This is a genomic window from Afipia sp. GW822-FHT03D08, assembly GCF_058801645.1.
This window is the reverse complement of record NZ_JBXANK010000001.1, coordinates 2,205,527-2,227,370: the sequence shown is the minus strand read 5'-3', so window position 1 is coordinate 2,227,370 and position 21,844 is coordinate 2,205,527. Positions and strand designations below refer to the sequence as shown.

Annotated in this window: 21 protein-coding genes; 13 read left to right on the top strand and 8 right to left on the bottom strand. The window is 63.1% G+C overall.

The window, feature by feature from the left end; translation table 11 throughout:
- Window positions 1-3 precede the first annotated feature (3 nt).
- The 4 genes from AC1RM7_RS10990 (at window position 4) to AC1RM7_RS10975 (ending at window position 3,270) form a co-directional block, all read left to right on the top strand.
- Entirely contained in the window at window positions 4-1,389 is a 1,386-nt protein-coding gene (locus tag AC1RM7_RS10990; protein WP_024919901.1) for a multicopper oxidase family protein, read from the top strand.
- Between the two features lie 2 nt (window positions 1,390-1,391).
- A complete protein-coding gene (locus tag AC1RM7_RS10985) occupies window positions 1,392-1,865 on the top strand; it encodes a cupredoxin domain-containing protein (RefSeq protein ID WP_024919902.1) in 474 nt (157 codons plus the stop codon).
- Between the two features lie 26 nt (window positions 1,866-1,891).
- A complete protein-coding gene (locus AC1RM7_RS10980) occupies window positions 1,892-2,197 on the top strand; it encodes a copper-binding protein (RefSeq protein ID WP_024919903.1) in 306 nt (101 codons plus the stop codon).
- Between the two features lie 146 nt (window positions 2,198-2,343).
- Window positions 2,344-3,270, top strand: coding sequence for a hypothetical protein (locus tag AC1RM7_RS10975; protein WP_024919904.1), 927 nt, complete (start codon window positions 2,344-2,346; stop codon window positions 3,268-3,270).
- 97 nt (window positions 3,271-3,367) lie between these two features.
- Here the strand turns inward: AC1RM7_RS10975 and AC1RM7_RS10970 are convergent, their stop codons facing one another.
- On the bottom strand, window positions 3,368-3,814 hold the full coding sequence (locus AC1RM7_RS10970; RefSeq protein ID WP_024919905.1) for a hypothetical protein: 447 nt from the start codon (window positions 3,812-3,814) through the stop codon (window positions 3,368-3,370).
- Window positions 3,815-3,898: 84 nt separating this feature from the next.
- Entirely contained in the window at window positions 3,899-5,008 is a 1,110-nt protein-coding gene (locus AC1RM7_RS10965) for a substrate-binding domain-containing protein (protein WP_024919906.1), read from the bottom strand.
- Window positions 5,009-5,123: 115 nt separating this feature from the next.
- Here AC1RM7_RS10965 and AC1RM7_RS10960 point away from each other — a divergent pair, with 115 nt between their 5' ends.
- Window positions 5,124-6,611: an aldehyde dehydrogenase family protein gene (locus tag AC1RM7_RS10960; RefSeq protein WP_024919907.1), complete on the top strand. Its 1,488-nt coding sequence runs from the start codon at window positions 5,124-5,126 to the stop codon at window positions 6,609-6,611.
- 201 nt (window positions 6,612-6,812) lie between these two features.
- On the opposite strand, the gene rpsU is transcribed toward AC1RM7_RS10960, so the two are convergent.
- On the bottom strand, window positions 6,813-7,118 hold the full coding sequence (rpsU, locus tag AC1RM7_RS10955) for a 30S ribosomal protein S21 (RefSeq protein ID WP_006022150.1): 306 nt from the start codon (window positions 7,116-7,118) through the stop codon (window positions 6,813-6,815).
- A 279-nt stretch (window positions 7,119-7,397) separates the two neighbouring features.
- Here rpsU and aqpZ point away from each other — a divergent pair, with 279 nt between their 5' ends.
- The gene (gene aqpZ, locus AC1RM7_RS10950) at window positions 7,398-8,111 is read left to right on the top strand and encodes an aquaporin Z (protein ID WP_024919908.1); all 714 of its coding nucleotides are present in this window, start codon (window positions 7,398-7,400) and stop codon (window positions 8,109-8,111) included.
- Window positions 8,112-8,161: 50 nt separating this feature from the next.
- Here aqpZ and AC1RM7_RS10945 read toward each other — a convergent pair whose 3' ends face one another.
- Together AC1RM7_RS10945 and purE are read right to left on the bottom strand one after the other, a co-directional pair.
- Window positions 8,162-9,268, bottom strand: coding sequence for a 5-(carboxyamino)imidazole ribonucleotide synthase (locus AC1RM7_RS10945; protein WP_024919909.1), 1,107 nt, complete (start codon window positions 9,266-9,268; stop codon window positions 8,162-8,164).
- Window positions 9,265-9,756, bottom strand: coding sequence for a 5-(carboxyamino)imidazole ribonucleotide mutase (purE, locus tag AC1RM7_RS10940; RefSeq protein ID WP_006022147.1), 492 nt, complete (start codon window positions 9,754-9,756; stop codon window positions 9,265-9,267). The genes AC1RM7_RS10945 and purE overlap by 4 nt, the downstream gene beginning before the upstream one ends.
- Before the next feature lie 96 nt (window positions 9,757-9,852).
- On the opposite strand from purE, the gene AC1RM7_RS10935 reads away from it, so the two are divergent.
- Window positions 9,853-10,584 carry a GGDEF domain-containing protein gene (locus AC1RM7_RS10935; protein ID WP_024919910.1) on the top strand — a complete coding sequence of 244 codons (732 nt, stop codon included), beginning with the start codon at window positions 9,853-9,855 and terminating at the stop codon, window positions 10,582-10,584.
- Between the two features lie 28 nt (window positions 10,585-10,612).
- On the opposite strand, the gene AC1RM7_RS10930 is transcribed toward AC1RM7_RS10935, so the two are convergent.
- Window positions 10,613-10,819: a YdcH family protein gene (locus AC1RM7_RS10930; protein WP_024574308.1), complete on the bottom strand. Its 207-nt coding sequence runs from the start codon at window positions 10,817-10,819 to the stop codon at window positions 10,613-10,615.
- Window positions 10,820-11,081: 262 nt separating this feature from the next.
- Between AC1RM7_RS10930 and AC1RM7_RS10925 the strand changes: the two genes are divergently transcribed.
- Window positions 11,082-11,258 carry a YdcH family protein gene (locus AC1RM7_RS10925; protein ID WP_006022144.1) on the top strand — a complete coding sequence of 59 codons (177 nt, stop codon included), beginning with the start codon at window positions 11,082-11,084 and terminating at the stop codon, window positions 11,256-11,258.
- A 92-nt stretch (window positions 11,259-11,350) separates the two neighbouring features.
- Here the strand turns inward: AC1RM7_RS10925 and AC1RM7_RS10920 are convergent, their stop codons facing one another.
- Entirely contained in the window at window positions 11,351-12,457 is a 1,107-nt protein-coding gene (locus AC1RM7_RS10920) for an NAD(P)/FAD-dependent oxidoreductase (protein WP_024919911.1), read from the bottom strand.
- 210 nt (window positions 12,458-12,667) lie between these two features.
- Between AC1RM7_RS10920 and AC1RM7_RS10915 the strand changes: the two genes are divergently transcribed.
- From AC1RM7_RS10915 to AC1RM7_RS10895, 5 genes are all read left to right on the top strand, one after another.
- Window positions 12,668-15,376, top strand: a complete 2,709-nt coding sequence (locus AC1RM7_RS10915) for an EAL domain-containing protein (protein ID WP_492837817.1) — start codon at window positions 12,668-12,670, stop codon at window positions 15,374-15,376.
- A gap of 63 nt (window positions 15,377-15,439) precedes the next feature.
- Window positions 15,440-16,885, top strand: coding sequence for a glycerol-3-phosphate dehydrogenase (locus AC1RM7_RS10910; RefSeq protein WP_024919912.1), 1,446 nt, complete (start codon window positions 15,440-15,442; stop codon window positions 16,883-16,885).
- Complete coding sequence (locus AC1RM7_RS10905; RefSeq protein WP_024919913.1) at window positions 16,882-17,985, top strand: ABC transporter ATP-binding protein; 1,104 nt, start codon at window positions 16,882-16,884, stop codon at window positions 17,983-17,985. The genes AC1RM7_RS10910 and AC1RM7_RS10905 overlap by 4 nt, the downstream gene beginning before the upstream one ends.
- Window positions 17,982-18,893, top strand: coding sequence for an ABC transporter permease (locus tag AC1RM7_RS10900; protein ID WP_024919914.1), 912 nt, complete (start codon window positions 17,982-17,984; stop codon window positions 18,891-18,893). Before AC1RM7_RS10905 ends, AC1RM7_RS10900 begins: the two co-directional genes overlap by 4 nt.
- Window positions 18,893-19,708 (top strand): ABC transporter permease, encoded by an 816-nt coding sequence (locus AC1RM7_RS10895; protein ID WP_024919915.1) that lies wholly within the window; start codon window positions 18,893-18,895, stop codon window positions 19,706-19,708. Before AC1RM7_RS10900 ends, AC1RM7_RS10895 begins: the two co-directional genes overlap by 1 nt.
- A gap of 33 nt (window positions 19,709-19,741) precedes the next feature.
- Here the strand turns inward: AC1RM7_RS10895 and AC1RM7_RS10890 are convergent, their stop codons facing one another.
- Complete coding sequence (locus AC1RM7_RS10890) at window positions 19,742-21,835, bottom strand: AsmA family protein (protein WP_006022135.1); 2,094 nt, start codon at window positions 21,833-21,835, stop codon at window positions 19,742-19,744.
- Between the last annotated feature and the right edge of the window lie 9 nt (window positions 21,836-21,844).

Here is a 21,844-nt window from a genome sequence, read left to right as displayed (position 1 = left end):
CCAATGATCTCTCGCAGAGCAATTCTCGGATCGGCGGCGGTGCTGGCCGGTGCAAGCGCCGTCAGCGGCCGTGTTCAGGCGGCCGGCATTCCCGAAGCCCCGACGTCGACAGCGACCACGATGCAGCCGCCGCTGTTTCCTTCCAGCGGGCCGGACTATCAGCCGGTGGTGACGCTCAATGGCTGGACGTTGCCGTGGCGCATGAATGGCGACTGGAAGGAATTCCATCTGGTCGCCGAGCCGGTGAAGCGCGAATTCGCGCCAGGCATGGTGGCGCATCTGTGGGGCTACAACGGCCAGGCGCCGGGTCCCACAATCGAGGCGGTCGAAGGCGACAAGGTCCGCATCTTCGTCACCAACAAATTGCCCGAACACACCAGCGTCCACTGGCACGGCATGCTGCTGCCGAACGGCATGGACGGCGTCGGCGGTCTCACCCAGCCGCACATCAAGCCCGGAAAGACGTTCGTCTACGAGTTCGTGCTGAAGAAGAGCGGCACGTTCATGTACCACCCGCATTCCGACGAGATGGTGCAGATGGCGATGGGCATGATGGGATTCTTCGTCGTGCATCCGCGTGACCGCAAGTTCATGCCGGTCGATCGCGACTTCGTTTTTCTCGCCAGCGCCTATGCCATCGAGCCGGGGTCGTATCTCCCGAAAGTCGCGGAGATGACCGACTTCAACATGTGGACCTGGAACAGCCGGGTATTTCCCGGCATCGACGCGTTGCCGGTGCGGCTCGGCGACCGCGTACGGGTGCGCATGGGAAATCTCACCATGACCAACCACCCGATGCATCTGCATGGGCACGAAATCTTCGTGACCTGCACCGATGGCGGATGGGTGCCCGAGACGGCGCGATGGCCGGAAGTGACCATCGATCTGCCGGTCGGCAGCATGCGCGCGTTCGAGTTCGTTGCGGACGCGCCGGGCGACTGGGCTTTCCACTGCCACAAGAGCCATCACACCATGAATGCGATGGGTCACGACATCCGCAACTTCGTCGGCGTGCAGAAGCGCGATCTGCTGAAGTCGGTGCGCAAGCTTGTGCCGGATTACATGCCGATGGGAAGCGCCGGCATGGCCGACATGGGCGAGATGGAAATGCCGCTGCCCGATAACACGTTGCCGATGATGACCGGCTTCGGCCAGTTCGGCCCGATCGAGATGGGCGGCATGTTCACCACAGTCAAAATTCGTGAAGGGCTCGCGGCGAATGATTACACCGACCCGCCGCCCTACAGGAACCCGGCCGGAACGGTTGCCTACGAGGTCGCGAGCGCGGCCGCACCTCCAGCCGAAAAACTGAAACAACCCGCGCCGGCATCAAAACCGGCGATGGAAATGAAAGTCATCAAACCTCCCATGAACCATAAAGGACACTGAAGATGCAGACTTTGCGAAAATGCCGGATCGTCATGATGGCAACCGCGCTGGCGCTGTTGCTGCCAGCTCCGCTTGGCGGCGCGCTGGCACACGACAACCACTTGTCTTACGCCGCCGGAGAACCCGGCGATCCCAAGAAGCCGTCGCGGGACATCGTCGTCGATATGGGTGACCGTTTCTATCAGCCGAGGAAAATCGAGGTGAAGCGCGGCGAGCAGGTTCGCTTCGTCATTCGCAACGACGGTCACGAGGATCACGAATTTCTGCTCGCCACCACGGAGGCCAATCTCAAGCATGCCGAAGCGATGAAAAAGAATCCCGGCATGGAGCACGCCGAGCCCAATGGGATTCAGCTCGCACCGAAGAAGTCCGGCGAAATCGTGTGGAGGTTCACCAAGGCAGGGACGTTCGAGTTTTCCTGCCTGATCGAAGGTCATCGCGAGGACGGGATGATCGGCACCGTCGTCGTGAAATAACCGCAACAGACAACAAGGGAAAAAACATGCGGAAACTTGTACATGTCACGTCCTGCATCATGGCGCTGTCGGGTTTGATCGGCGGGACGCAGGCGCTTGCCCAGTCGCTTCCGATCGACGGAACCGTCACGAAAATCGACGAGGCCGCAGGGAAGATCACCCTCAGACACGGGCCGATCAAGAAGCTCGATATGGACGAGGGGATGACCATGGTCTTCAAGGTCCAGACCCCGGAACTGCTGAAGCAGGTGAGGGCCGGCGACAAGGTCAAGTTCGACGCCGAGAAGGTTAACGGGCAGATGACCGTGACCGGGATCGCGAAGGCGAAGTAGCTGCTTCGTCCCATCGGCCAGACGCCGGGTAACGCCCTGACAAAGCCGTTACCCGGCGGTTTCTCGGCATTTGCCACCGATCCGTCGCAGTTGATCCCTCAATCGGCCCAAAAGTTCCCGCATGCAACGTCGCGCGGGGAGTGGCCATGATCAAGAAACTGTTCACCAAGTATTTTTTAGAGGTTATTCCGTCGATCGTGGCGACCGTGGTCGGTGCGTATATCGTCACCCACTACATCAACGCCAAGTCGGAAACGGACAAGCCGAAAGCTGCGATCTCGGCCCCCGCCGGGACCTCGAAGGATGCCGCCCCGCAAACGCTGAAAGCAGAAGACTCCGGCGACAAGGTCTCGAAAGAGAGCGCGAAGGCCGAGGCCGCCAGACTCAAGGCGGAAAAGCTTGCCCTCGAAAAAGCTGCCGCCGAGCGATCAGCGGCTGACCGGGCCGAGAACGCACGAAAGGCCGCCGAGAAGCTTGCGGCTGAGAAGGCTGCCACCGAGAAAGCCGCCGCAGAGAAACTCGCCAGCGAAAAGGCTGCTGGTGAAAAGCTTGCTGCCGACAAGGCTGCTGCCGAGAAGCGCGAGAGGGCCGCTGCAAAGCCTGCGGCCGCATCGCTGCCAGCCGAAGCCAATGCCGCGCCTGACGACAAGCGCGATGCCAATGACCTCGCACGGGCTGCCATCGAGCGCTTGCGCAGGTCGGGTCCGCACCAGCCCGCCGAACAGCCGCGCGCATCCGAAGGCGCGCAGGGCCAGGAGCGTGCGAAGGTGAACAGCGTGGTCTACGCGCCTGCCGCGCAGCAGCCAGCCGTACAGCCACTGCCGCCTGCAGTGACTGTCGCACCGGGACCCAGCGAAGCCGCGGTCGCGCCGCCGAAGCCATTTCCAGAGCCGATATCAGGACCGTCCGAGATCCGGGCCGACGATGGCTTGCGGCTGACGCCGCCGGCCGAGATTCCGCCACGTCCCATGGATCTGCGCGCCAAACAGGGCCGTCTCTCGTCCGTGACGGACGATGTGGTTTCGGCCGCGAAGTCGGTGTTTCACGCGGTGGTGCCTGAGCAGTCGAACTAGGCGTGTAACAACGGATGGCACGTCCGCCACATGCCAGACGCGGGCGTCTTGCGGACAGCTTGAAATGAGCGGCGCGCCAAAGCCCGTTAGGGTCCGCCTAATAGCACCGCGTGATGTTCACGCTGACGGTTTCCTCGGCGCCTTCACGCCGGGGGACCTTGACGGTCTGCCTGGTGCATTCCTGTACATAAGGTCTGTCGGACGGTGCGACAGCCGGTGGGAATCGATGTGTCCAATCCCACGGGACATCGTAGGAGTAGGTGTAACGGACATCACCTGATGCCGGCGGCGGCGCGACATCGATGCCGGGTTCGGCATAAGGTGGTTCATAGAAATAGCCGCCAACGCCGGGCCAGAAAGTTCTGGCGTAGTGTCCCCGGTGCCGCTGCATTGGCCGGCCGGCTGACGGACGGAAAGCTGGATGCGCCGAAGCAGATCCTCCGCCAGGCACAGCAGCCGGATCGGCAAATGCCTCGTTCGAAACAAGCATAAGCGCTGCCACGCCGAGAGAGGCGACAAGCGCTCCATAAGATCTGTTGGTCATGGCACGCACCTGGGTTGGCGAACAGCTTTCCAAGGCACGCTAGGTCTGGTCTTGGTGGCCCGCAAACGCAGAATTAATAATTGGTTAAGGCTTAATCTTAACGAGCGGGCTGGTGGCAGGGCCGACGATGTCCAGAAACTCCTTGACCGTGCTGACCGCTCCGGGGCTGACCGCGACGTAGCCGGGGAGTAGCGTGACGGCGTCGTGAAACGCCTGTCCCTTCATGATATCGAGCACACGCTGCATCGGCTCGGTATCGAGAAACGCCCGGCGGCAAACGAAGAAATAGTCCTCCGTCAGCAGGCGGACGAAATCCAGTCCGAACTGCTTCGCGGCCGCCTCGACGCCGAAGGCTGCGTCCGCCATGCCGCTCGCCACGTAGGCGGCGACAGCGGCATGCGTGAACTCCATTTGCTGCGCGCCATTGATCTTCGCTTCGTCGATCTTGTGCTGGGCCAGCAAATGATCGAACAGCGTGCGCGTGCCGGAATCGTGGTCGCGGTTGACGAAGCGCGCCCTGGTCTCGACGAGGTCGTTCAGCGATCCGATCCTGAGCGGATTGCCGGACTTCACCATCAGGCCCATCTCGCGGGTCACGAAGCTGATGACGCGATCCTCCCGCGGGTCGAGCCACTCCCGGCAGGCCTTGATCGCCTGCGCGCGCAGCTCGCCACGGGGGATGTGCACGCCGGAGAGATCGCAGGCACCCTGCGCCAGCGATACCAGCGAGTTCTGGTTGCTCACATAGCGCAGATCGACACCGATGCCGGGTTCCTTGTCGAGCAGCTCGCGCAGCCTTGAGACCGCGAAGCCGTGGCTGGCGTGCACGCGAATGACTGACGGGCGCTGATGCAGGAACGGCTTGATCTCGGTGGCGAGTTCCTGCGCCAGGTTTTCAAGCTGCGGTCCGAGCCGCGCCTGCATCCGTTGCCCGGCCCATACCAGCTTCTCGCCGAAAGCCGTCAGCGTCGTGCCCTTGCCGCGATGGGTTTCGACCAGCGGCACGCCGAAGAACTCGGACCATTGCTCGACCAGATTCCACACATGCCGATAGGACAGGCCGGCGTGGTGTGCCGCGCTGGTGAGCTTGCCGGTGGTGCGGATTTCGTTGAGCACACCGAGCATCACGACGGCGGTCTGCGGGCTGCCTTCCTTGTGAAAGCGCCAGACGGGTTCGATCTCGATTTGCAGCATCGTTCCGTCCTCTTATGAAATTTGATTCATATGCTTGCGCGCCATTTGCACATCATATCATATTTACTGCTCTATTTTTGGCAATCATGCTTGGGAAAGCAACAGGAGGAATATGATGTCAATTGCATATGACTATTCCCACGAGACGTCCCGCGACGCTGCCGTGATTCTCCGCAAGCAGTTGTTGATCGATGGCCGGCACGTCGAGTCCGTCTCCGGCAAGACCTTCAACACCCTCAATCCCGCCACAGGACAGGTGATCGCGACCATCTCCGAAGGCAGCGAAGCCGATGTCGATCGCGCTGTCGCTGCGGCGCGCCGCGCCTTCGAAGGCGTCTGGAGCACCATGCGGTCTGCCGAGCGCGGCCACATCCTGTTCCGGCTCGCCGAACTGATGAAGCAGCACGGCGATGAACTTGCCGAACTGGAAAGCCGCGATGCCGGCAAGCCGATCGCGGCGGTGCTGCGGCAGGATCTTCCCGCCGCCATCGACACGCTGACATACTACGCAGGCTGGGCCGACAAGATTCACGGCGACACCGTGCCGACCCGCAGCGATGCGCTGACCTACACCGTGCGCGAGCCGGTCGGCGTCGTGGCCGCGATCGTGCCGTGGAATTTCCCGCTGATGATCGGCATGTGGAAGTTGGCGCCCGCGCTGGCCTGCGGCTGCACCATCGTGATGAAACCTGCCGAGCTGACCTCGCTGTCAGCGCTGCGGATCGGCGAGCTTGCGCTTGAGGCGGGTCTGCCGCCGGGCGTGCTCAATATCGTGCCCGGTCCCGGCCGCGTGGTCGGCGATGCGCTGGTCAATCATCCTGGCGTGGACAAGGTGACGTTCACAGGCTCGCCCGGCGTCGGCCGCGGAATCCTCAAAGGCGCGGCGGGCAACTTCAAGCGCGTGTCGCTCGAACTCGGCGGCAAGTCGGCCAACGTGATCTATGACGACGCCGATCTCGATGCGGCGACCAAAGCTGCAGCGGCGGGTATCTTCTTCAACGCCGGGCAGGTGTGTTCGGCGGGTTCGCGCGTACTGGCGCATGAGAAGGTCTATGACGAAGTGGTCGCGCGCCTCACCGCCCGCGCCGAAGCGCTCCGCATGGGCGACACCGCCGACAAGACGACAGCGCTCGGCCCGGTGATTTCCGAGAAGCAGATGAAGTCGATCCTCGACTATGTCGACATCGGCCAGAAGGAAGGCGCGACGCTCGTCACCGGCGGCCGGCATGTCGGCGACCGTGGCTACTACATCAGCCCGGCGGTGTTCGCCAACGTGAAGCACGAGATGCAGATTTCGCAGGAAGAAATCTTCGGCCCGGTGGTCAGTGTCATCAAGTTCAAAGATGAAGCCGATGCGGTGCGGATCGCCAACGGCACGGCGTTCAGTCTCGCGGCAGGTGTGTGGAGCCGCGACATCGGACGCACGCAGCGGTTTGCGAAGAAGGCCAAGGCCGGCACGGTCTGGATCAACACCTATGGCTACACCGATGTGCGGCTGCCATGGGGCGGGGCGGGCGACTCTGGCTTCGGCCGCGAACATGGCACTGAAGCGCTGGCTAATTTCACTGAGCCGAAAGCGGTCTGGGTGAATCTGAACGTTTGAAATCTCCCTCTCCCCGCTTGCGGGGAGAGGGTTGGGGTGAGGGGCAAAAGTCTTTGTGCGATTGCCCCTCACCCGGAGTTTTCGTTTCGCTCAATCTCTGACCTCTCCCCGAGAACGGGGAGAGGTAAAAAGACGCACCGCTCAGAACAAAAACGCAGGCCGCAAGGCCCGCGTTTTCATATTCAAAACTGTTGAGATCGCTTAGCGCGGCCCGCGCGGACCGGCACCTGCGCCGCCACGGCCACCGGCTGCACCACGGTCGCCGCCCGGACCTGCGCCGAACACCGGCTTCGGCTTCATCGGGAGCAGACCTTCGCGCTGCAGCTTCTTGCGCGCGAGCTTGCGGGCGCGGCGAACGGCTTCAGCCTTTTCGCGGGCCTTCTTCTCGGAGGGCTTTTCGTAATGACCGCGGAGCTTCATCTCGCGGAAAATGCCCTCGCGCTGCATCTTTTTCTTCAGCGCCTTGAGAGCCTGGTCGACATTGTTATCGCGGACGAGAACCTGCACGCGGCATCCTCTTTGGTTTCAATCATGAAATTCTGGAGACGACGAAGGACCGGCTAAAGGCCACGCCCTTCTCATCGAAGGCGCGGATGTACCAGATCAAACCGGGAATGTCCACCTGTGGATGGCCTTTTTCACGGGCCTGAAAGCCATGATTCCGGGGCAAATTAGACGGGCCGGGCCCGCGATTCGGGGGAATTCAGAAGGAAGGCTTAAGACTCCCATTTCTACGGTTCCCGCCATTGAGGTGAGCCAACACCACGATTCAGGGGAGACGTGAACATGAATGCGAAGAAATACGCCGCCGAGGTCATCGGCACGTTCTGGCTGACATTTGCAGGCTGCGGCAGCGCGGTCCTTGCGGCGGCTTTTCCGCAGGTCGGCATCGGCCTGCTCGGGGTCTCGTTTGCCTTCGGTCTGAGTGTCGTCACCATGGCGTTCGCCATCGGCCATGTTTCGGGCTGCCATCTCAATCCGGCCGTCACGGTCGGGCTCGCCGCCGGCGGCCGCTTTCCCGGCGGACAGGTGATTCCCTACATCATCGCTCAGGTTATCGGCGCGATTCTGGGCGCGGCCCTGTTGTACGTGATCGCCAGCGGCAAGGCCGGTTTCGATCTCGCGGGCGGCTTCGCGTCCAACGGCTATGCCGACCATTCGCCGGGCAAATATAGCCTGCTGGCCTGTTTCGTCTCCGAAGTGGCGATGACGGCGATGTTCCTGTTCATCATCATGGGCGCCACCCATGGCAAGGCGCCGGCCGGCTTCGCGCCGCTCGCCATCGGCCTTGCGCTGGTGATGATCCATCTGGTCAGCATTCCCGTCACCAACACCTCGGTGAACCCGGCACGCAGCACCGGTCCCGCCCTGTTTGTCGGCGGCTGGGCCATTCAGCAACTCTGGCTGTTCTGGGTCGCGCCGCTGATCGGCGGTGTCATCGGCGGCGTTGTCTATCGCTGGCTGAGTGACGAGCCGGAAGGGATCGTCGCGGGCAGGTAACGCCTGATCTTCAAAGACCAAGGCTGTCGCGAGCGATCGCGGCAGCCTTTTTATTTCTGGTTTTGGGGAGCCTTGACCTCGGTCACATGGCCCATCTTGCGGCCGGGGCGCGGCGCGCCCTTGCCATAAAGATGCACAGTGGCGCCGGGGACGCCCAGCCACTTGCCGTAATCGAGAATGTCGTCGCCGATCAGGTTGGTCATGGTGACGTCGCCATGCCGCACCGGATGCGCCAGCGGCCAGCCGGCGATGGCGCGGATGTGCTGCTCGAACTGCGACACCGACGCGCCGTCCAGCGTCCAGTGGCCGGAATTATGGACGCGCGGCGCGATCTCGTTGACCAGCAGGCTCGGGCCATCCTTGCCGGGCACTACGAACAGTTCCACCGCCAGCACGCCGACATAGTTCAGCGCGGTTGCGATCTTCTCCGCGATCACGCGGGCCTGTGCCGCGAGCTCATCGGAAATACGCGCCGGGGCGTGCGAATACTTCAGGATGTGGTCGCGATGCTCGTTCTCGGTGACGTCGTAGCAAACCACCTCGCCGCTCGCGCTGCGCGCTGCGACCACGGAAATCTCGCGCTCGAACGGCACGAAGGCCTCGAGGATCGCGGATCGCGTTTCGAGATCGGCCCACACCGTTTCCGGATCGTCCCCTTCGCGGACCACGACCTGACCCTTGCCGTCGTAACCGAAGCGCCGGGTCTTGAGCACGGCGGGCAGCCCGATCTGGCCGATGGCGGTTTTCAATTCCTGTGCGGAGGAGACATCGGCATAGCGCGCGGTGGCGATGCCGAGCTTGCTCACGAAATTCTTTTCCGCGAACCGGTCCTGCACGGTCTCCAGCACCTTCGGATCCGGCAGCACCGGGCGGCGGGCCGACAGGATCATCGCGGTCGAGGAGGGAATGTTTTCGAATTCGTAGGTGATGACGGCGACGTCGGATGCGAACAGTTCAAGCGCCTCGACATCGGCGTATTCCGCGCAGGTCGCGTTCTGCACCACATCGAAGGCCGGCGAATCCGGATCTGGCGCAAACACCTGCGCCTTGAGGCCGAGGCGTGCTGCGGCGAGCGCGAGCATCCGGCCCAATTGTCCGCCGCCGAGAATTCCGATGGTGTCGCCTGGTTTCAGCGTCACCCGACCTGAAGATGTCACTTAGTTTCTTCCTTTGGGCGCTCGCTCACGGCCTCGGTCTGTTGCTTGCGCCATGTCGCAAGCCGGGTTGCAAGGCCGGCATCGTTGAGCGCCAGCACACTTGCGGCAAGCAGGGCGGCATTGATAGCGCCCGACTTTCCGATCGCCAAGGTGCCGACCGGGATTCCGGCGGGCATTTGCACAATGGAGTACAGCGAATCCACGCCCGACAGGGCCTTGGACTCCACCGGCACGCCGAACACCGGAAGTTCCGTCAAGGCGGCTGCCATGCCGGGCAGATGCGCAGCTCCCCCGGCACCGGCGATGATGACCTGGAACCCGGCCGCCTTGGCCCCCTTGGCGAAGCCGTAGAGCCGCTCGGGGGTGCGGTGTGCCGAGACGATGCGCGCCTCGTGGGCGACGCCGAGCGCGGTCAGGGTCTCTGCGGCATGGCGCATGGTCTCCCAGTCGGACTGGCTTCCCATGATAATGGCAACGGGGGTGGTCATCTGGAATCTTCAAAAAGGGCCGGAAAAAGAGGGCGGATTATAGGGTTGCGCCCCTGCGTGGCAAGCTTGCGCGAATCCGTTATCCTTTCATGGTCAATGGCCGTGCCGGTCAAGCGGATTAGAGGCGGAAACTTGAAGAAAGCGCGCGGCAAAATGGCGTCACGGGGGCGGGCGGCGAAGAAACCGGCAGGCCGGAGCAAAACCGCAAAATCCGCTCCGCCGAAGCCCGCGCGCAAGCCGTCGGCCGATCCGCTGGCCAAGGCCAGGCGGCAGGTCGCGGCCCTGAAGGCGGAACTCGCCGCTGCCGAGGCCCGGATCGACGAACTACAGGCCTGGGCCGACACCGACTTCCTGCTGAACATCTACAACCGCCGCGGCTTTGAGCGTGAGCTTGACCGCTCGATCGCCTACATCCGGCGCTACAAGGCGAGCGGCGCGCTGATCGTGCTCGACGTCGACCGCCTCAAGCCGATCAACGACACCTTCGGTCACGCCGCCGGCGATATCGTGCTCAAGGGCGTGGTCGCAGTTCTGATGCGTCACGTGCGCTCGTCGGATGTGGTGGGCCGGCTCGGCGGCGACGAGTTCGGATTGCTGCTGTGGAATCTCACCGAGGCCGATGCGCTGGCGAAGGCCGCTGCTCTGGAGCAGGCCATCGATCAGCTCACATTCGTTTTCAAGGGCCGGCCTGTGGTCGCCGGCGCATCCGCGGGCATTGCGCTGATAGGTACCGCGGACAGCGCCGCCGATGTAATGGAGGCCGCGGACCGCGCGATGTATGCGCGAAAGGCATTGCGGCGCGGAGGCCGCGCGCAGGTTGCGCTCTGAAATCATGCCGCGGCGTCATGACGCAAGATCAGGCGATGATGTCAGGCGTGATCTGGTCTTCGATGAATGAAATCCGGTCGCGTAACTGAAGCTTGCGTTTTTTCAAACGCTGCAGTCTGAGCAGGTCCGGTGCGGGCGACTGATGCAGCGCCTCGATGGCGGCGTCCAGGTCGCGATGCTCCTGCTGCAACTGCGCCAGTTCAAGCGCGTATTCGTTGTTGTCCTGATCTACCATAACCGTCATTTGACTGAATTCGCCCAGACTTTCAGGTAAGTGTCTCAGAACGCTTCCGCATGACCCGTCATTGCAGAAAATCGTTACCAACTCTAGTGGTGTACCAGCGACGGTATCGTGGGGCGGGTTCCCTCACAATTCGTTTCCTTTGTGTACGAAAATTTTGAACGCTGGTTTTGACTCCGCTGTCGACAGACGGCTCCGGTCATGTAGACTTGGCCGTCCAGATCCGATCTGAGGTCCACTCACAAAGGAGACTTCTATGGCGATTCAGGCGCATCTCGTTGAACTGGAACGTAAACACGAAGTTCTGGAAAACGAATTGCACGATGCTCTCCAGCATCTTTCCACCGACGACCTCCAGATTATCGAACTAAAGCGCCGCAAGCTGGTGCTCAAGGACCAGATCGAGCGTATCAAGCTCGCAACGGTCCACTGACTTTTCCACACCCGAATCCCACTCAATGCAACGCGAGGCTCGTAACGGCAACAGCTGCCCTTGCGAGGTAGGCGGTGCGTGTGGCCGAGAGGCTACACCGCTCCGGCGCGTTGAGCCACGTCGTCCGCAATGGCGAGGGATGAGGTCAGGCCGGGCGACTCGATCCCGAACAGGTTGACCAGCCCCGCAAGACCATGGTCCTGCGGGCCATGGATCATAAAATCCTGCCGCGCCACGGCGGGCGGCACGATCTTGGGCCGGATTCCCGAATAGCTCGGGCTGAGCGCGCCATCGGGGAGCGTCGGCCAGTACCGGCGGATCGCCGGATAGAACCGCTCGGCCCGTGCCGGATCGACAGCGTAATCGAGCGTGTCGACCCATTCGACGTCGGGGCCGAATTTGGCCTGACCGCCGAGATCGATGGTGAGATGCACGCCAAGGCCGCCTGGCTCCGGCACCGGATAGATCAGGTGTGAGAACGGCGCGCGTGTGCTGCAACTGAAATAGTTGCCCTTGGCGTAATAGCTCACCGGAATGTGGTCGGCGGGCATGCCGTCGATGGCGCGGGCGATGGCAGGCGCATTGAGCCCGGCCGAGTTGATCAGGATGCGGCACGCAAGTGTCATCGGCGTATCGCCGCCGATCTCGACTTCAAAACCGTCAGCCACGGCTTTCGCGCGCTTGAACGGTGCGTGAAATGCGAGTGCGCCGCCGGCGTCCTCGATCTCGCCGCGCAGCGCCAGCATATAGGCATGGCTGTCGACGATGCCGGTGGATGGCGACAGCAACGCGCCGGTGCAATGCAAAGCGGGCTCCAGCGCGCGCGCCTCGGCAGCCGACAACACCTGCATATCGTCGACGCCGTTGGCCTCGGCGTGCGACTTGATCGAGACCAGCTTCTCGTCCTCATTGGCCGCGGTCGCCACGATCAGCTTGCCGCAGCGCCGGTACGGTACGCCGTGGGCGTCGCAATAGGCATAGAGTGCCTGTTTGCCGGCTACGCACATCCGCGCCATCAAGCTGCCCGCCGGATAGTAAATCCCGGCGTGGATCACCTCGCTGTTGCGCGAGGATGTGCCGGTGCCGATGTCCCCGGCGGCCTCGACCACCACGACCTCAATACCCGCGCGCGCCAGTTTGCGTGCAACGGCGAGCCCGACGACGCCGGCGCCGACCACAACACACTCAATTCTGTCCATGGATGCTTCGCCTTGCCGGAACGATTCGTTTCTTGCTCATTCTATGTTCAGCGCGCCGCTTTGCGATGCTGTCCGCGTTAGCGCTTGGTTAAGCATAAGCGGCCAATTGCCCGCATTTAAGTCACAATATGACGGACCGCGATTACGCGTTTACCCGATCCAAAGAGGTACAGCCAGACACTGCGGGATGAAGAATTCCGCGGAATGGTAATGACCGGCTGGCAGAAGCAAGCACGAGCGACCACAGCGAGCCCGGTGTGGGTCGCTGTATGTCTCTGCGCCATTTTGGCGCCGGGCAGCGCCGCCGCGCAGATCGTCGCCAATCCCGATGGCTCGTTCTCTGCAACGGCTCTGGAAATCTCGAACACCGCGCTCGTCTGGCAGGTGGCGATGGGCGGCCTCGTGGTCGCCGCGTTTCTTGCCGCCATCATCCTCTGGGTTTCGAGCGCGCTGCGGCGCGCGCGTCACTCCAATATCAGGCGCGCGGCTTTCGTTTCCAGCGCGCTCAACAGCCTGACGACCGGCATCGTCATGGTCGATGCGCGCAAACGCATTGTCTTCTGCAACGACCGCTATCTGGAAATGTATGGGTTCTCCCGTTCGGACCTCGTGCCCGGTATGACCGGCCGCGATCTCACCGCGCTGCGTGCGACGCGAGGCATGCTGTGCGACGACATCGACGAGTACTATCGCAACGTCAAAAGCCCGGAGGGGCATGTCTGCGAGTTGCTGGACGGACGCTCGATCCTGGTCAAGCATCGCGAACTGTCGAACGGCGGAATTGTATCGACCCATGAGGATTGCACCGCGCGGCGCAAGATGTCCCGGCAGCTTGCGACCACCACGCACTTCCTTGAATCGGTCATCGACAACATTCCGGTCTGTGTCGCGGCGAAAAGCATCGAGGACGGCAGGTACATCCTCGCCAACCGCGCGTTCGAGCAATTCTCCGGACTGAGCCGCGATCAGATCATCGGCCAGACCGCGGAGAAGGTTTACGTGCCGGAAGCGGCGCAGATGGTCACGGAGGCGGACCGCGACGCGATCGCTTCTCCGACCGGGCAGACGCGCACCGAATTGTCCATCGAGCACAAGGGCGGCAGACGCCTGATCGCCTGCAACCGCATGATCGCGCGCGACGAGAAAGGCAAGCCGGAATTCCTGGTCTCCCTGTTCGAGGACGTGACCGATCGCCGGTCCCTGTCGCGGGAAGTCCAGAGCGCGAAGAAATTCCTGGAACAAGTGGTCGACAACATCCCGGTTTCGCTCGTCGTCAAGCGGCTCAGCGATGGCCAGTACGTGCTCGCCAACCGCGCCGCCGAAGCCATGCTGACTCGCCGGCGCGAGGATGTGATCGGCTCCACGCTCGAGGACATCTATAACCCGGCCGACGTGCAGTTTATTCTCAAGCGCGACGAGGATGCCGTTCGCAAGAAGGGCGTCGTCACCGAGGAACATCCGATCCAGACCGAAAACGGGCTGCGTCTGTTCCTGACCCGCCGTGTGACCGTTCTCGATGAGGCCGGTGAGCCGCAATATCTCATCAAGACCAGCGAAGACATCACCGACCGGCGCGAGACCGAGTCGCGCATGGCCCACATGGCCTATCACGATGCGCTGACGGAACTGCCGAACCGTGCGGCGTTCCTGCAGGCCCTGGAGCAGATGATCGACGCCTGCGAGGACACCGACGAGGAATTCGCGGTGCTCTCGCTCGATCTCGACCGGCTGAAGGAAATCAACGATGTGTTCGGCCACGAGGTCGGCGACAAGTTGCTGATCGAATTCTCGCGGCGTCTTGAATCGGTCATTTCCGGCGGCGTCGTCGCGCGTCTCAGCGGCGACGAGTTTGGTCTCATCATCGACGGTCTTCAGCCCGATTCCGCCAAGGCGCTCGCCACACGCCTGATGCAGTCAATGCAGACCGAATTCATGTTCGATGGGCGCGCAGTCCGCATCGGTCTCACCATCGGAATCTCGGTGTATCCGCGCAATGGCCGCGACGCCGAAACATTGCTCACCAACGCCGACGCCGCCCTGTTCCGGGCCAAGACGAAGGCGCGCGGCTCGATCAACTTCTTCGATATGGAGCTCGACCAGCAGCTCCGCGACCGCCGCGCGCTGCATCAGGATCTGTCGACTGCGATCAGGAACGGCGAACTGTCGCTGCACTATCAGCCGCAGGCCCGTGCGCGCCACAAGATGAAGTCCGATCACGTTCTCGGTTTCGAGGCGCTGGCGCGGTGGACTCATCCGGTGCGCGGCTTCGTTCCGCCCGGCGACTTCATTCCGCTGGCGGAAGAAAGCGGCCTGATCGTCGAGATGGGCGAGTGGATTCTGCGCGAAGCCTGCCGCGAGGCGGCGTCGTGGCCGAAGGATCTGCAAATCTCGGTCAATCTGTCGCCGGCGCAGTTCATGCACGGCGATCTCGTCGGGCTGGTCCATTCCATCCTGATCGAAACCGGTCTCGCGCCCGGCCGGCTTGAGCTTGAGATCACTGAGGGCGTGCTGATCGAGGATTTCGACCGCGGGCTCTCGTTGCTGCGGCGACTGAAGGCGCTCGGCGTGCGGATCGCGATGGACGATTTCGGCAGCGGCTATTCCTCGCTGACCTATTTGCAGGCGTTCCCGTTCGACAAGATCAAGATCGACCGCGCCTTTGTCATGAATCTCGGACGCAATCCGCAATCGGCCGCCATTATCCGCGCGATGATCGGTCTTGGCCACGGGTTGAACATTTCCATTGTTGCCGAAGGCGTGGAAACCCAGGAACAGCTGTCCTTCCTCGCCGATGAGGCCTGCGATCAGGTGCAGGGCTATCTCCTTGGCAAGCCGGCGCCGATCGAGACCTATGCAGAGTGGATCGGCCGCACCAAGAGCGTTTCCAACGTCTCGAACCTCCCGCGCAGGGTAGGCTGACGAACATCCGTCACTAATCCTCGGGCTTGACTTGCGATGATCGCCATCGGAGATCATCGCGGCATGGCTGATGTCGACATTGCGATCATCGGGGGCGGCCTCAACGGCACGAGCATCGCGCGCGATGCTGCCGGGCGCGGTCTGCGGGTGGCTTTGTTCGAGCAGACCGACCTCGGCAATGGCGCGGCGGCCGCCGCGCCCCATCTGATGCACGGCAATTTCATCGATCTTGAACGGGGGAATGTGCTGCGCGTGCGTGCGGCGCTGGCGGAGCGGAACATCGCGCTGCGCAACGCACCGCATCTGGTGCGGCCGGCCCGTTTCGTGCTCCCGGTTCATTCCGATGAACGGCCTCCGGCCATGCTGCGCGGCGGGCTGTTTGTTTATAGCCGCCTTGCCGCGAGGAGCCCGCTTCCACGTTCCGAAGTGCTGGACCTGACCATCCATGAGGCGGGTCATCCGCTCAACCGGTCGCTCGGGCTGGCGCTGGCCTATTCCGACTGCACCGTCGATGAATCGCGGCTTGTCGTTCTGAATGCCGTCGATGCGGCCGCGCGCGGCGCTGCGATCCGCACCGGCGCCCGCTGCGTGTGGGGCGAACGCTCAGAGGTCTGGCGGCTCGCGGTGGTCAACCGCGGCCAGCGCGAAACCGTCACAGCGCGGGCGCTGGTGAATGCGAGCGGGGCGTGGACGCGGCCGGTCGCCGAAACCGTCTTGCATTTGCCAGCCGTTCAAGCGAGCTTCGCGAGGGTCAGCCAGATCGTCGTGAGGCGGATGTTCGATGGCGACGATGTCTACGTGCTCCAGAACGACGACCGCCGCATGGTCTATGCCATTCCCTTTCACCGCGACTTCACGCTGATCGGCACGTCCGAGCGGAGCTTCACCGGCGATCCGGCGATGACCTCGGCCGGTGCGGACGACATCGCCTATCTGTGCGCGGCCGCGAGCCGCTATTTCCGGGTGCGGATCGAGGCCGCCGATGTCGTGCATGCGATGGCCGGCTGCAATGCCACAGGGCATCGCGACGGCATCGTGAAACTGGGCCGGAAATCCCGCAGAGCACCTCTGTTGACGATGATCGGCGGTGCAACGACAAGTGCACGGCGGCGCGCGGAGATCGCGCTGGCGCGGCTTGCATCGTTTCTCAAGATGCCGCCGTCCTGGACGGCAGACGAACCTTTGCCCGGCGGCGATTTCTCGTGGGACACATTCGACGATCAGGTGGACAGTGCGCGCAGGCGCTGGCCATTTTTGAGCGAACATCATGCCCGGCGGCTGATCGCCTCATACGGCACGCGGACCGAGCGGATTCTGGGTGCGGCAAAAAGCATGGATGACCTCGGCCCGAGGTTCGGCGATGACCTCACCGGCGTGGAGGTGCGTTATCTGATGAAAGAAGAATTTGCCCGTTTCGCCGACGACATTCTCTGGCGGCGTTCCAAACTCGGCCTGACGATGCCGCGGCAGGATCGCAAGGCGCTTGAAACATTCATGGCGGCGGCATGACGGCGGGCGTTGCTAAAAACCCGCTGCTCCAGATCGCGTCGGTGGTGAAGCGCTTCGGCGGCTTCACGGCGGTTAACGATCTGTCGCTCGCTATCGCCGCCGGAGAATTCTTCGCGCTGCTGGGGCCATCAGGCTGCGGCAAGACCACGCTGCTCCGCATGCTGGCGGGTTTCGAAGCGCCGGATGCAGGTGCGATCTATCTCGACGGCGCGAACATCGCGCATGTGCTGCCGCATGAGCGGCCCGTGAACATGATGTTCCAGAACTACGCGCTGTTTCCGCACCTGACCGTCGAAGGCAATATCGCGTTCGGTCTCAAGCGCGCTGGACTGCCGAAAGACGAGATCGCCGCCCGCGTCGCCGAGATGGTGGCGCTGGTCCGGCTCGAGGGTCTTGAGAAGCGCCGCCCCGATCAACTGTCGGGCGGCCAGCGCCAGCGTGTGGCGCTGGCGCGGTCGCTGGCCCGCCGTCCGCGGGTGCTGCTACTCGACGAGCCGCTGGCGGCGCTCGACAAGAAACTGCGCGAAAGCACGCAGGCCGAGCTGAAAGAGGTGCAGCGCCGTCTCGGCATGACTTTCATCATTGTCACTCACGATCAGGAAGAGGCGATGACGGTCGCCGACCGGATCGGTGTCATGGATAAAGGCAAGCTGGTGCAGGTCGCGCCGCCCCGCGAATTGTATGAAGCACCGAATTCGCGATGGATCGCCGGTTTCGTCGGAGACATCAATCTGATCGAGGGACAGGTGGCCGCGCGTCAGGCTAGGCACTTCACGATCGCGACGCAGAGTGCGGGTGCGATCGTCGCGTCGCATGCGCCGTCATCGGGAACGAGCAGCGTCTGCGTTGCGATCCGCCCGGAAAAAATCCGGATATCCAAGGCGGTGCAAGGTGGATCCGCCGTCAACACATTCAACGGCGAACTGACATCCACCGGCTTCCTCGGCGGTGTGTCGGTCTACACGGTCAAACTCGATGGCGGCGCGGTGCTGCGCGTGGCCGCGGCGAACGCGACGCGAGCGGCAGCGGACGGCTTTGTAAGCGGACAGCGGGTGACCGTTTCATTCACCCCTGACGATGTCGTGGTGCTGGACCGATGAGCGGCCGGCGCATCTTCACCCGGCCGGCGCGGCTCGCAGCCATTGCGCCGTATCTCTGGATGGTGCTGTTCTTTCTGGTGCCGTTCGGCTTCGTGCTGAAGATCGCGTTGTCGCAGACCGCCATCGCGCAGCCGCCTTATGTCCCGGTGTTCGATCTGGCCGCAGGCTGGGACGCGTTCAAATCGGCAATGAGCGCGCTGTCGTTCGACAACTTCAAGCTGCTGGCGTCGGACGATCTCTATATCTTCTCTTATGTCCGCAGCCTTGTGGTCGCGATCACATCCACCGCGATCCTGCTGCTGATCGGCTATCCGGTGGCGTACGGCATGTCGCGGCTGCCGCAGCGCTGGCAGCCGATCGCAATGATGCTGGTGATCGTGCCGTTCTGGACCTCGTTCCTGATCCGCATCTATGCCTGGATCAACGTGCTCCAGCATGACGGCCTGCTCAACAAGGCGCTGCTCGCGCTCGGTATCATCGACAAGCCGCTGGTCTGGCTTTCGACCGATGCGGCGATGTATCTCGGCATCGTCTACTCATATTTTCCGTTCATGATCCTGCCCCTGTACGCGACATTGTCGAAAATGGACGATGCGTTGCTGGAAGCCGCCGCCGATCTCGGCGCCTCAAAGCTGAAGGCTTTCTGGCTGGTGACGTTTCCGCTATCGCTGCCGGGCATCGGCGCGGGCGTGCTGCTGTGCTTCATCCCCATCGTCGGCGAGTTCGTGATTCCCGATCTGCTGGCGGGCTCCGACCGGATGATGATCGGCCAGACATTGTGGCTGGAGTTTTTCACCAACAAGGACTGGCCGGTGGCGTCGGCGATCGCCGTCGTCTTGCTTGTCGTGTTGCTGGTGCCGCTGCTGGTCTACGAGAAGCTGCAACGCCGCCATCTGGAGCAGCACTGATGGCGGCGCGGCAAACCCATTTCTCCGCATTCAATCTCGCCTCGATCGCGCTGGGGCTGGCATTCCTGTATCTGCCGATTGCGATCCTGGTGATCTATTCGTTCAACGCTTCCCGCCTTGTGACGGTGTGGGGCGGCTGGTCGTTGCGCTGGTACGCTGAATTCTTCAATGATGAGGCGATGCTGTCTGCGGCCTGGATGAGCCTGCGCGTGGCGTTCTGCTCCGCCACTGCGGCAACGCTGCTCGGCACGCTGGCGGCGCTGGGGCTGGCGCGCGGCGAGCGGTTCAAGGGACGCACGCTGTTCGCAGGCATGCTCTACGCGCCGTTGGTGATGCCCGAAGTCATCACCGGGCTGTCGCTGCTGCTGCTGTTCGTGGCGATCGATGCAGGGCGCGGATTCTGGACCGTCACCATTGCGCATACCACGCTGACCATGTGCTTCGTGGCGGTGGTGGTGCAGTCGCGGCTGAGCACGCTGGATCGCAGTCTCGAGGAGGCAGCGATGGACCTTGGTTGCTCGCCGGTGCAGGCCTTCATCGCGGTGACGCTGCCGCTGATGCTGCCGTCGATTGCCGCGGGCTGGATGCTGGCGTTCACGCTGTCGCTGGACGATCTCGTGATCGCCAGCTTCACCACCGGGCCGGGATCGGCGACGCTGCCGATCCGGATCTATTCGGAAGTGCGGCTCGGCGTGAAGCCGGAGATCAACGCGATCTGCACGCTGATTGTCGCGGCAGTGGCGGTGGTGATCGTGGCGGCATCGCTGGCCTCGAAACTGTCGAACGAGCAGGGCAAGAGCGCCGCGCCGCTCTAGTCTAGGCCGTGCGCCTCATCGGCGTCGTGCTGATTAATCTGCCTTGTCGGATTTTGATTCCGAGGTCGAAGGTGGCGCAGAATTCTGAGGCGTCTCGGTGGACGCTGCCGGAGCAGGTGCTTCCGCGGCAGGCGCGATCGGCGCAGGCAGAACCGGCGTCGGTAACACAACGGCGGGCGCGCTGGTTTGCGAAGGGGCTGCGGCCTGAGGCTGCGCCACAGCCTCGGCAGGGGCTTTCTTGCCGCCGGTGAAGCGATCGATCACCGACTTCACCGCGTCGCGCGTCTTGCGGTCTTTGAGGGAATCCAGCAGCGGCGCCGAGGCGGGCGAGCGGCGGATCAGCGAATCCGAATCCGGGAAAACCAGTGGATCGTCCCACGGGCCCTGCACCACGAACGGCAGTTGGAACGCCGGCGGCATATCACTTGCGACCACAAGGCTGGCAACGCCCTTCAGATCGTATTCACGCGACGGCACCGACGCCGTGCCGGTGAGCAGCACCCGGGTGGTCGGGCCTTCGATCCGCGCATCCTCGGCGGTAGCGACGCCGTCATTGAAGCGGATCGCGATATTCAGCGTCTCGAACGGCGTCGAGCCGCTGCGGAAATTGCCGGCGCCCGACAACGGGCGGCGCTCGAGACGCTTCAGCAATTGTTCGACATTGAGTCCGCTGATCGCGCCGTCATGCGCTGTCAGCGTCGCGGTGCCGTCGAGCGACTGCGCGAGCGCAAACGGGCTGGCGCCCTTGGCTTCCAGCGCGAAGTTGAGATTGCCGCGCCCCGTCAGCTTGTTGACGCCGAACAGTTCCTGAATGCAGCTTGCCAGATCGACATCTGTGAACTGGAACTGGGCTTTGACATCCGCATCGGGATCGGTCCGGGTAATGCCGAACGAGCCCTTGAGGATGCCGCCGTAGATTTGCGCTTCGCCGATGCTCAGCGCCAGCGTACCGTTGCGCAGATTGGCGCCGAGCGCGGTGCGGCCGAGTTTGGAGGTGCCGATGGTGACCTTCGCGGCCGACAGGCGCATGTCGAGATCGGTCGCGGAGAGGCCGCGCAGATCGAACAGTTGCCGGTTCCAGTCGCGGGCGCCGCTGGCGAGCAGGCGGATGGTTTCGATGTAAGGCGAAAAGTCGAGCGCTTCGGCGGCGAGAGTCGCCTGCACGGTCTGGCGATCGTTGTTGCTGTAGGTGATGACGCCTTCGGCGGTGTTGCCGTCGAGTTCCAGATTGACGTTGGTCAGCGCTATGGATTCCCCCACCACATTGGTGCGGGCCTTGAGCGAAAAGCGTCCCAGTCCACCGGTGCCGGGAGGAGCCTGTCCCGCCCAGCGCATGGCGTTGCGCAGCGACGGGCTGTCGGCGCTCAGCGTACCTTCCATCAGCAGGCTGGTGCGGTTGGCGATGGCGCCGTCGAAAGCGAATTTGAGCGGCGCGCTCGCGACCCGGACCTTGATGCCGGAACGGTCACCGGAGAGCGCGGCGATGAAGTCGTTGATGCTGAGGCTGCCGTCGACCAGTTCGCCCCGCCAGTTGAACTGGCCGGTGGCGGCGAAGGAGCGCGAGATCGACGGCCACGCCAGCGACAGGTCGATCCCGTTGACGGTCTCGGCGATGTCGCGTGCGTCGTTCTGATAGGCGAGGACGCCGTCCTTGATGAGGATTTCGGAGAACGACACCGGACTGTCGACGCCGGGCTTCACGGTGCGCGCCAGTGTTTCAATAATGCCGGCCCAGTTGCTGCGGCCATCGGCACTGCGCTTCACGTTGATCCGCGGATTTTGCAGCGTTACGTCGGCGATTTCGTAGCGCCGCATCAGCAGCGGCAGCAGGCGCAGGTTGGCGGTCAGTTCATCGACGGTCAGCGGTTCATCGGCAATGCCGCTGCCGCGCGAACCCGCGCCTTTCAATCCAACCTGCCGCAGGGTGATGGAACTGCCGGGGAAAACCGAGACGCGGACGTCGCCGTTGACCATCAGGTCGAGACCGGTCGCCGCACGAATCTGTTTTTCGACCGAAAGCCGCACGGCGTTCTGGTCGATCATCCAGGAAATGGCGATCAGGCCGATCAGCGCGGCAGCGAGAAATGCCGCAACCGGCATCCCGAGGCGCTTTATCCCTTGGGCCATCGTCAATGA

Bases quoted from the DNA above. Each gene is read 5' to 3' on its own strand.
- AC1RM7_RS10985 (WP_024919902.1), top strand. From the start codon at position 1,392: ATGCAGACTTTGCGAAAATGCCGGATCGTCATGATGGCAACCGCGCTG.
- AC1RM7_RS10960 (WP_024919907.1), top strand. From the start codon at position 5,124: ATGTCAATTGCATATGACTATTCCCACGAGACGTCCCGCGACGCTGCC.
- AC1RM7_RS10910 (WP_024919912.1), top strand. From the start codon at position 15,440: ATGGCTGATGTCGACATTGCGATCATCGGGGGCGGCCTCAACGGCACG.
- AC1RM7_RS10905 (WP_024919913.1), top strand. From the start codon at position 16,882: ATGACGGCGGGCGTTGCTAAAAACCCGCTGCTCCAGATCGCGTCGGTG.
- AC1RM7_RS10925 (WP_006022144.1), top strand. From the start codon at position 11,082: ATGGCGATTCAGGCGCATCTCGTTGAACTGGAACGTAAACACGAAGTT.
- AC1RM7_RS10900 (WP_024919914.1), top strand. From the start codon at position 17,982: ATGAGCGGCCGGCGCATCTTCACCCGGCCGGCGCGGCTCGCAGCCATT.
- AC1RM7_RS10930 (WP_024574308.1), bottom strand. From the start codon at position 10,819: ATGGTAGATCAGGACAACAACGAATACGCGCTTGAACTGGCGCAGTTG.
- purE (WP_006022147.1), bottom strand. From the start codon at position 9,756: ATGACCACCCCCGTTGCCATTATCATGGGAAGCCAGTCCGACTGGGAG.
- AC1RM7_RS10990 (WP_024919901.1), top strand. From the start codon at position 4: ATGATCTCTCGCAGAGCAATTCTCGGATCGGCGGCGGTGCTGGCCGGT.
- AC1RM7_RS10975 (WP_024919904.1), top strand. From the start codon at position 2,344: ATGATCAAGAAACTGTTCACCAAGTATTTTTTAGAGGTTATTCCGTCG.
- AC1RM7_RS10965 (WP_024919906.1), bottom strand. From the start codon at position 5,008: ATGCTGCAAATCGAGATCGAACCCGTCTGGCGCTTTCACAAGGAAGGC.
- AC1RM7_RS10980 (WP_024919903.1), top strand. From the start codon at position 1,892: ATGCGGAAACTTGTACATGTCACGTCCTGCATCATGGCGCTGTCGGGT.
- AC1RM7_RS10915 (WP_492837817.1), top strand. From the start codon at position 12,668: ATGACCGGCTGGCAGAAGCAAGCACGAGCGACCACAGCGAGCCCGGTG.
- AC1RM7_RS10935 (WP_024919910.1), top strand. From the start codon at position 9,853: ATGGCCGTGCCGGTCAAGCGGATTAGAGGCGGAAACTTGAAGAAAGCG.
- AC1RM7_RS10970 (WP_024919905.1), bottom strand. From the start codon at position 3,814: ATGACCAACAGATCTTATGGAGCGCTTGTCGCCTCTCTCGGCGTGGCA.
- aqpZ (WP_024919908.1), top strand. From the start codon at position 7,398: ATGAATGCGAAGAAATACGCCGCCGAGGTCATCGGCACGTTCTGGCTG.
- AC1RM7_RS10895 (WP_024919915.1), top strand. From the start codon at position 18,893: ATGGCGGCGCGGCAAACCCATTTCTCCGCATTCAATCTCGCCTCGATC.
- AC1RM7_RS10920 (WP_024919911.1), bottom strand. From the start codon at position 12,457: ATGGACAGAATTGAGTGTGTTGTGGTCGGCGCCGGCGTCGTCGGGCTC.
- AC1RM7_RS10890 (WP_006022135.1), bottom strand. From the start codon at position 21,835: ATGGCCCAAGGGATAAAGCGCCTCGGGATGCCGGTTGCGGCATTTCTC.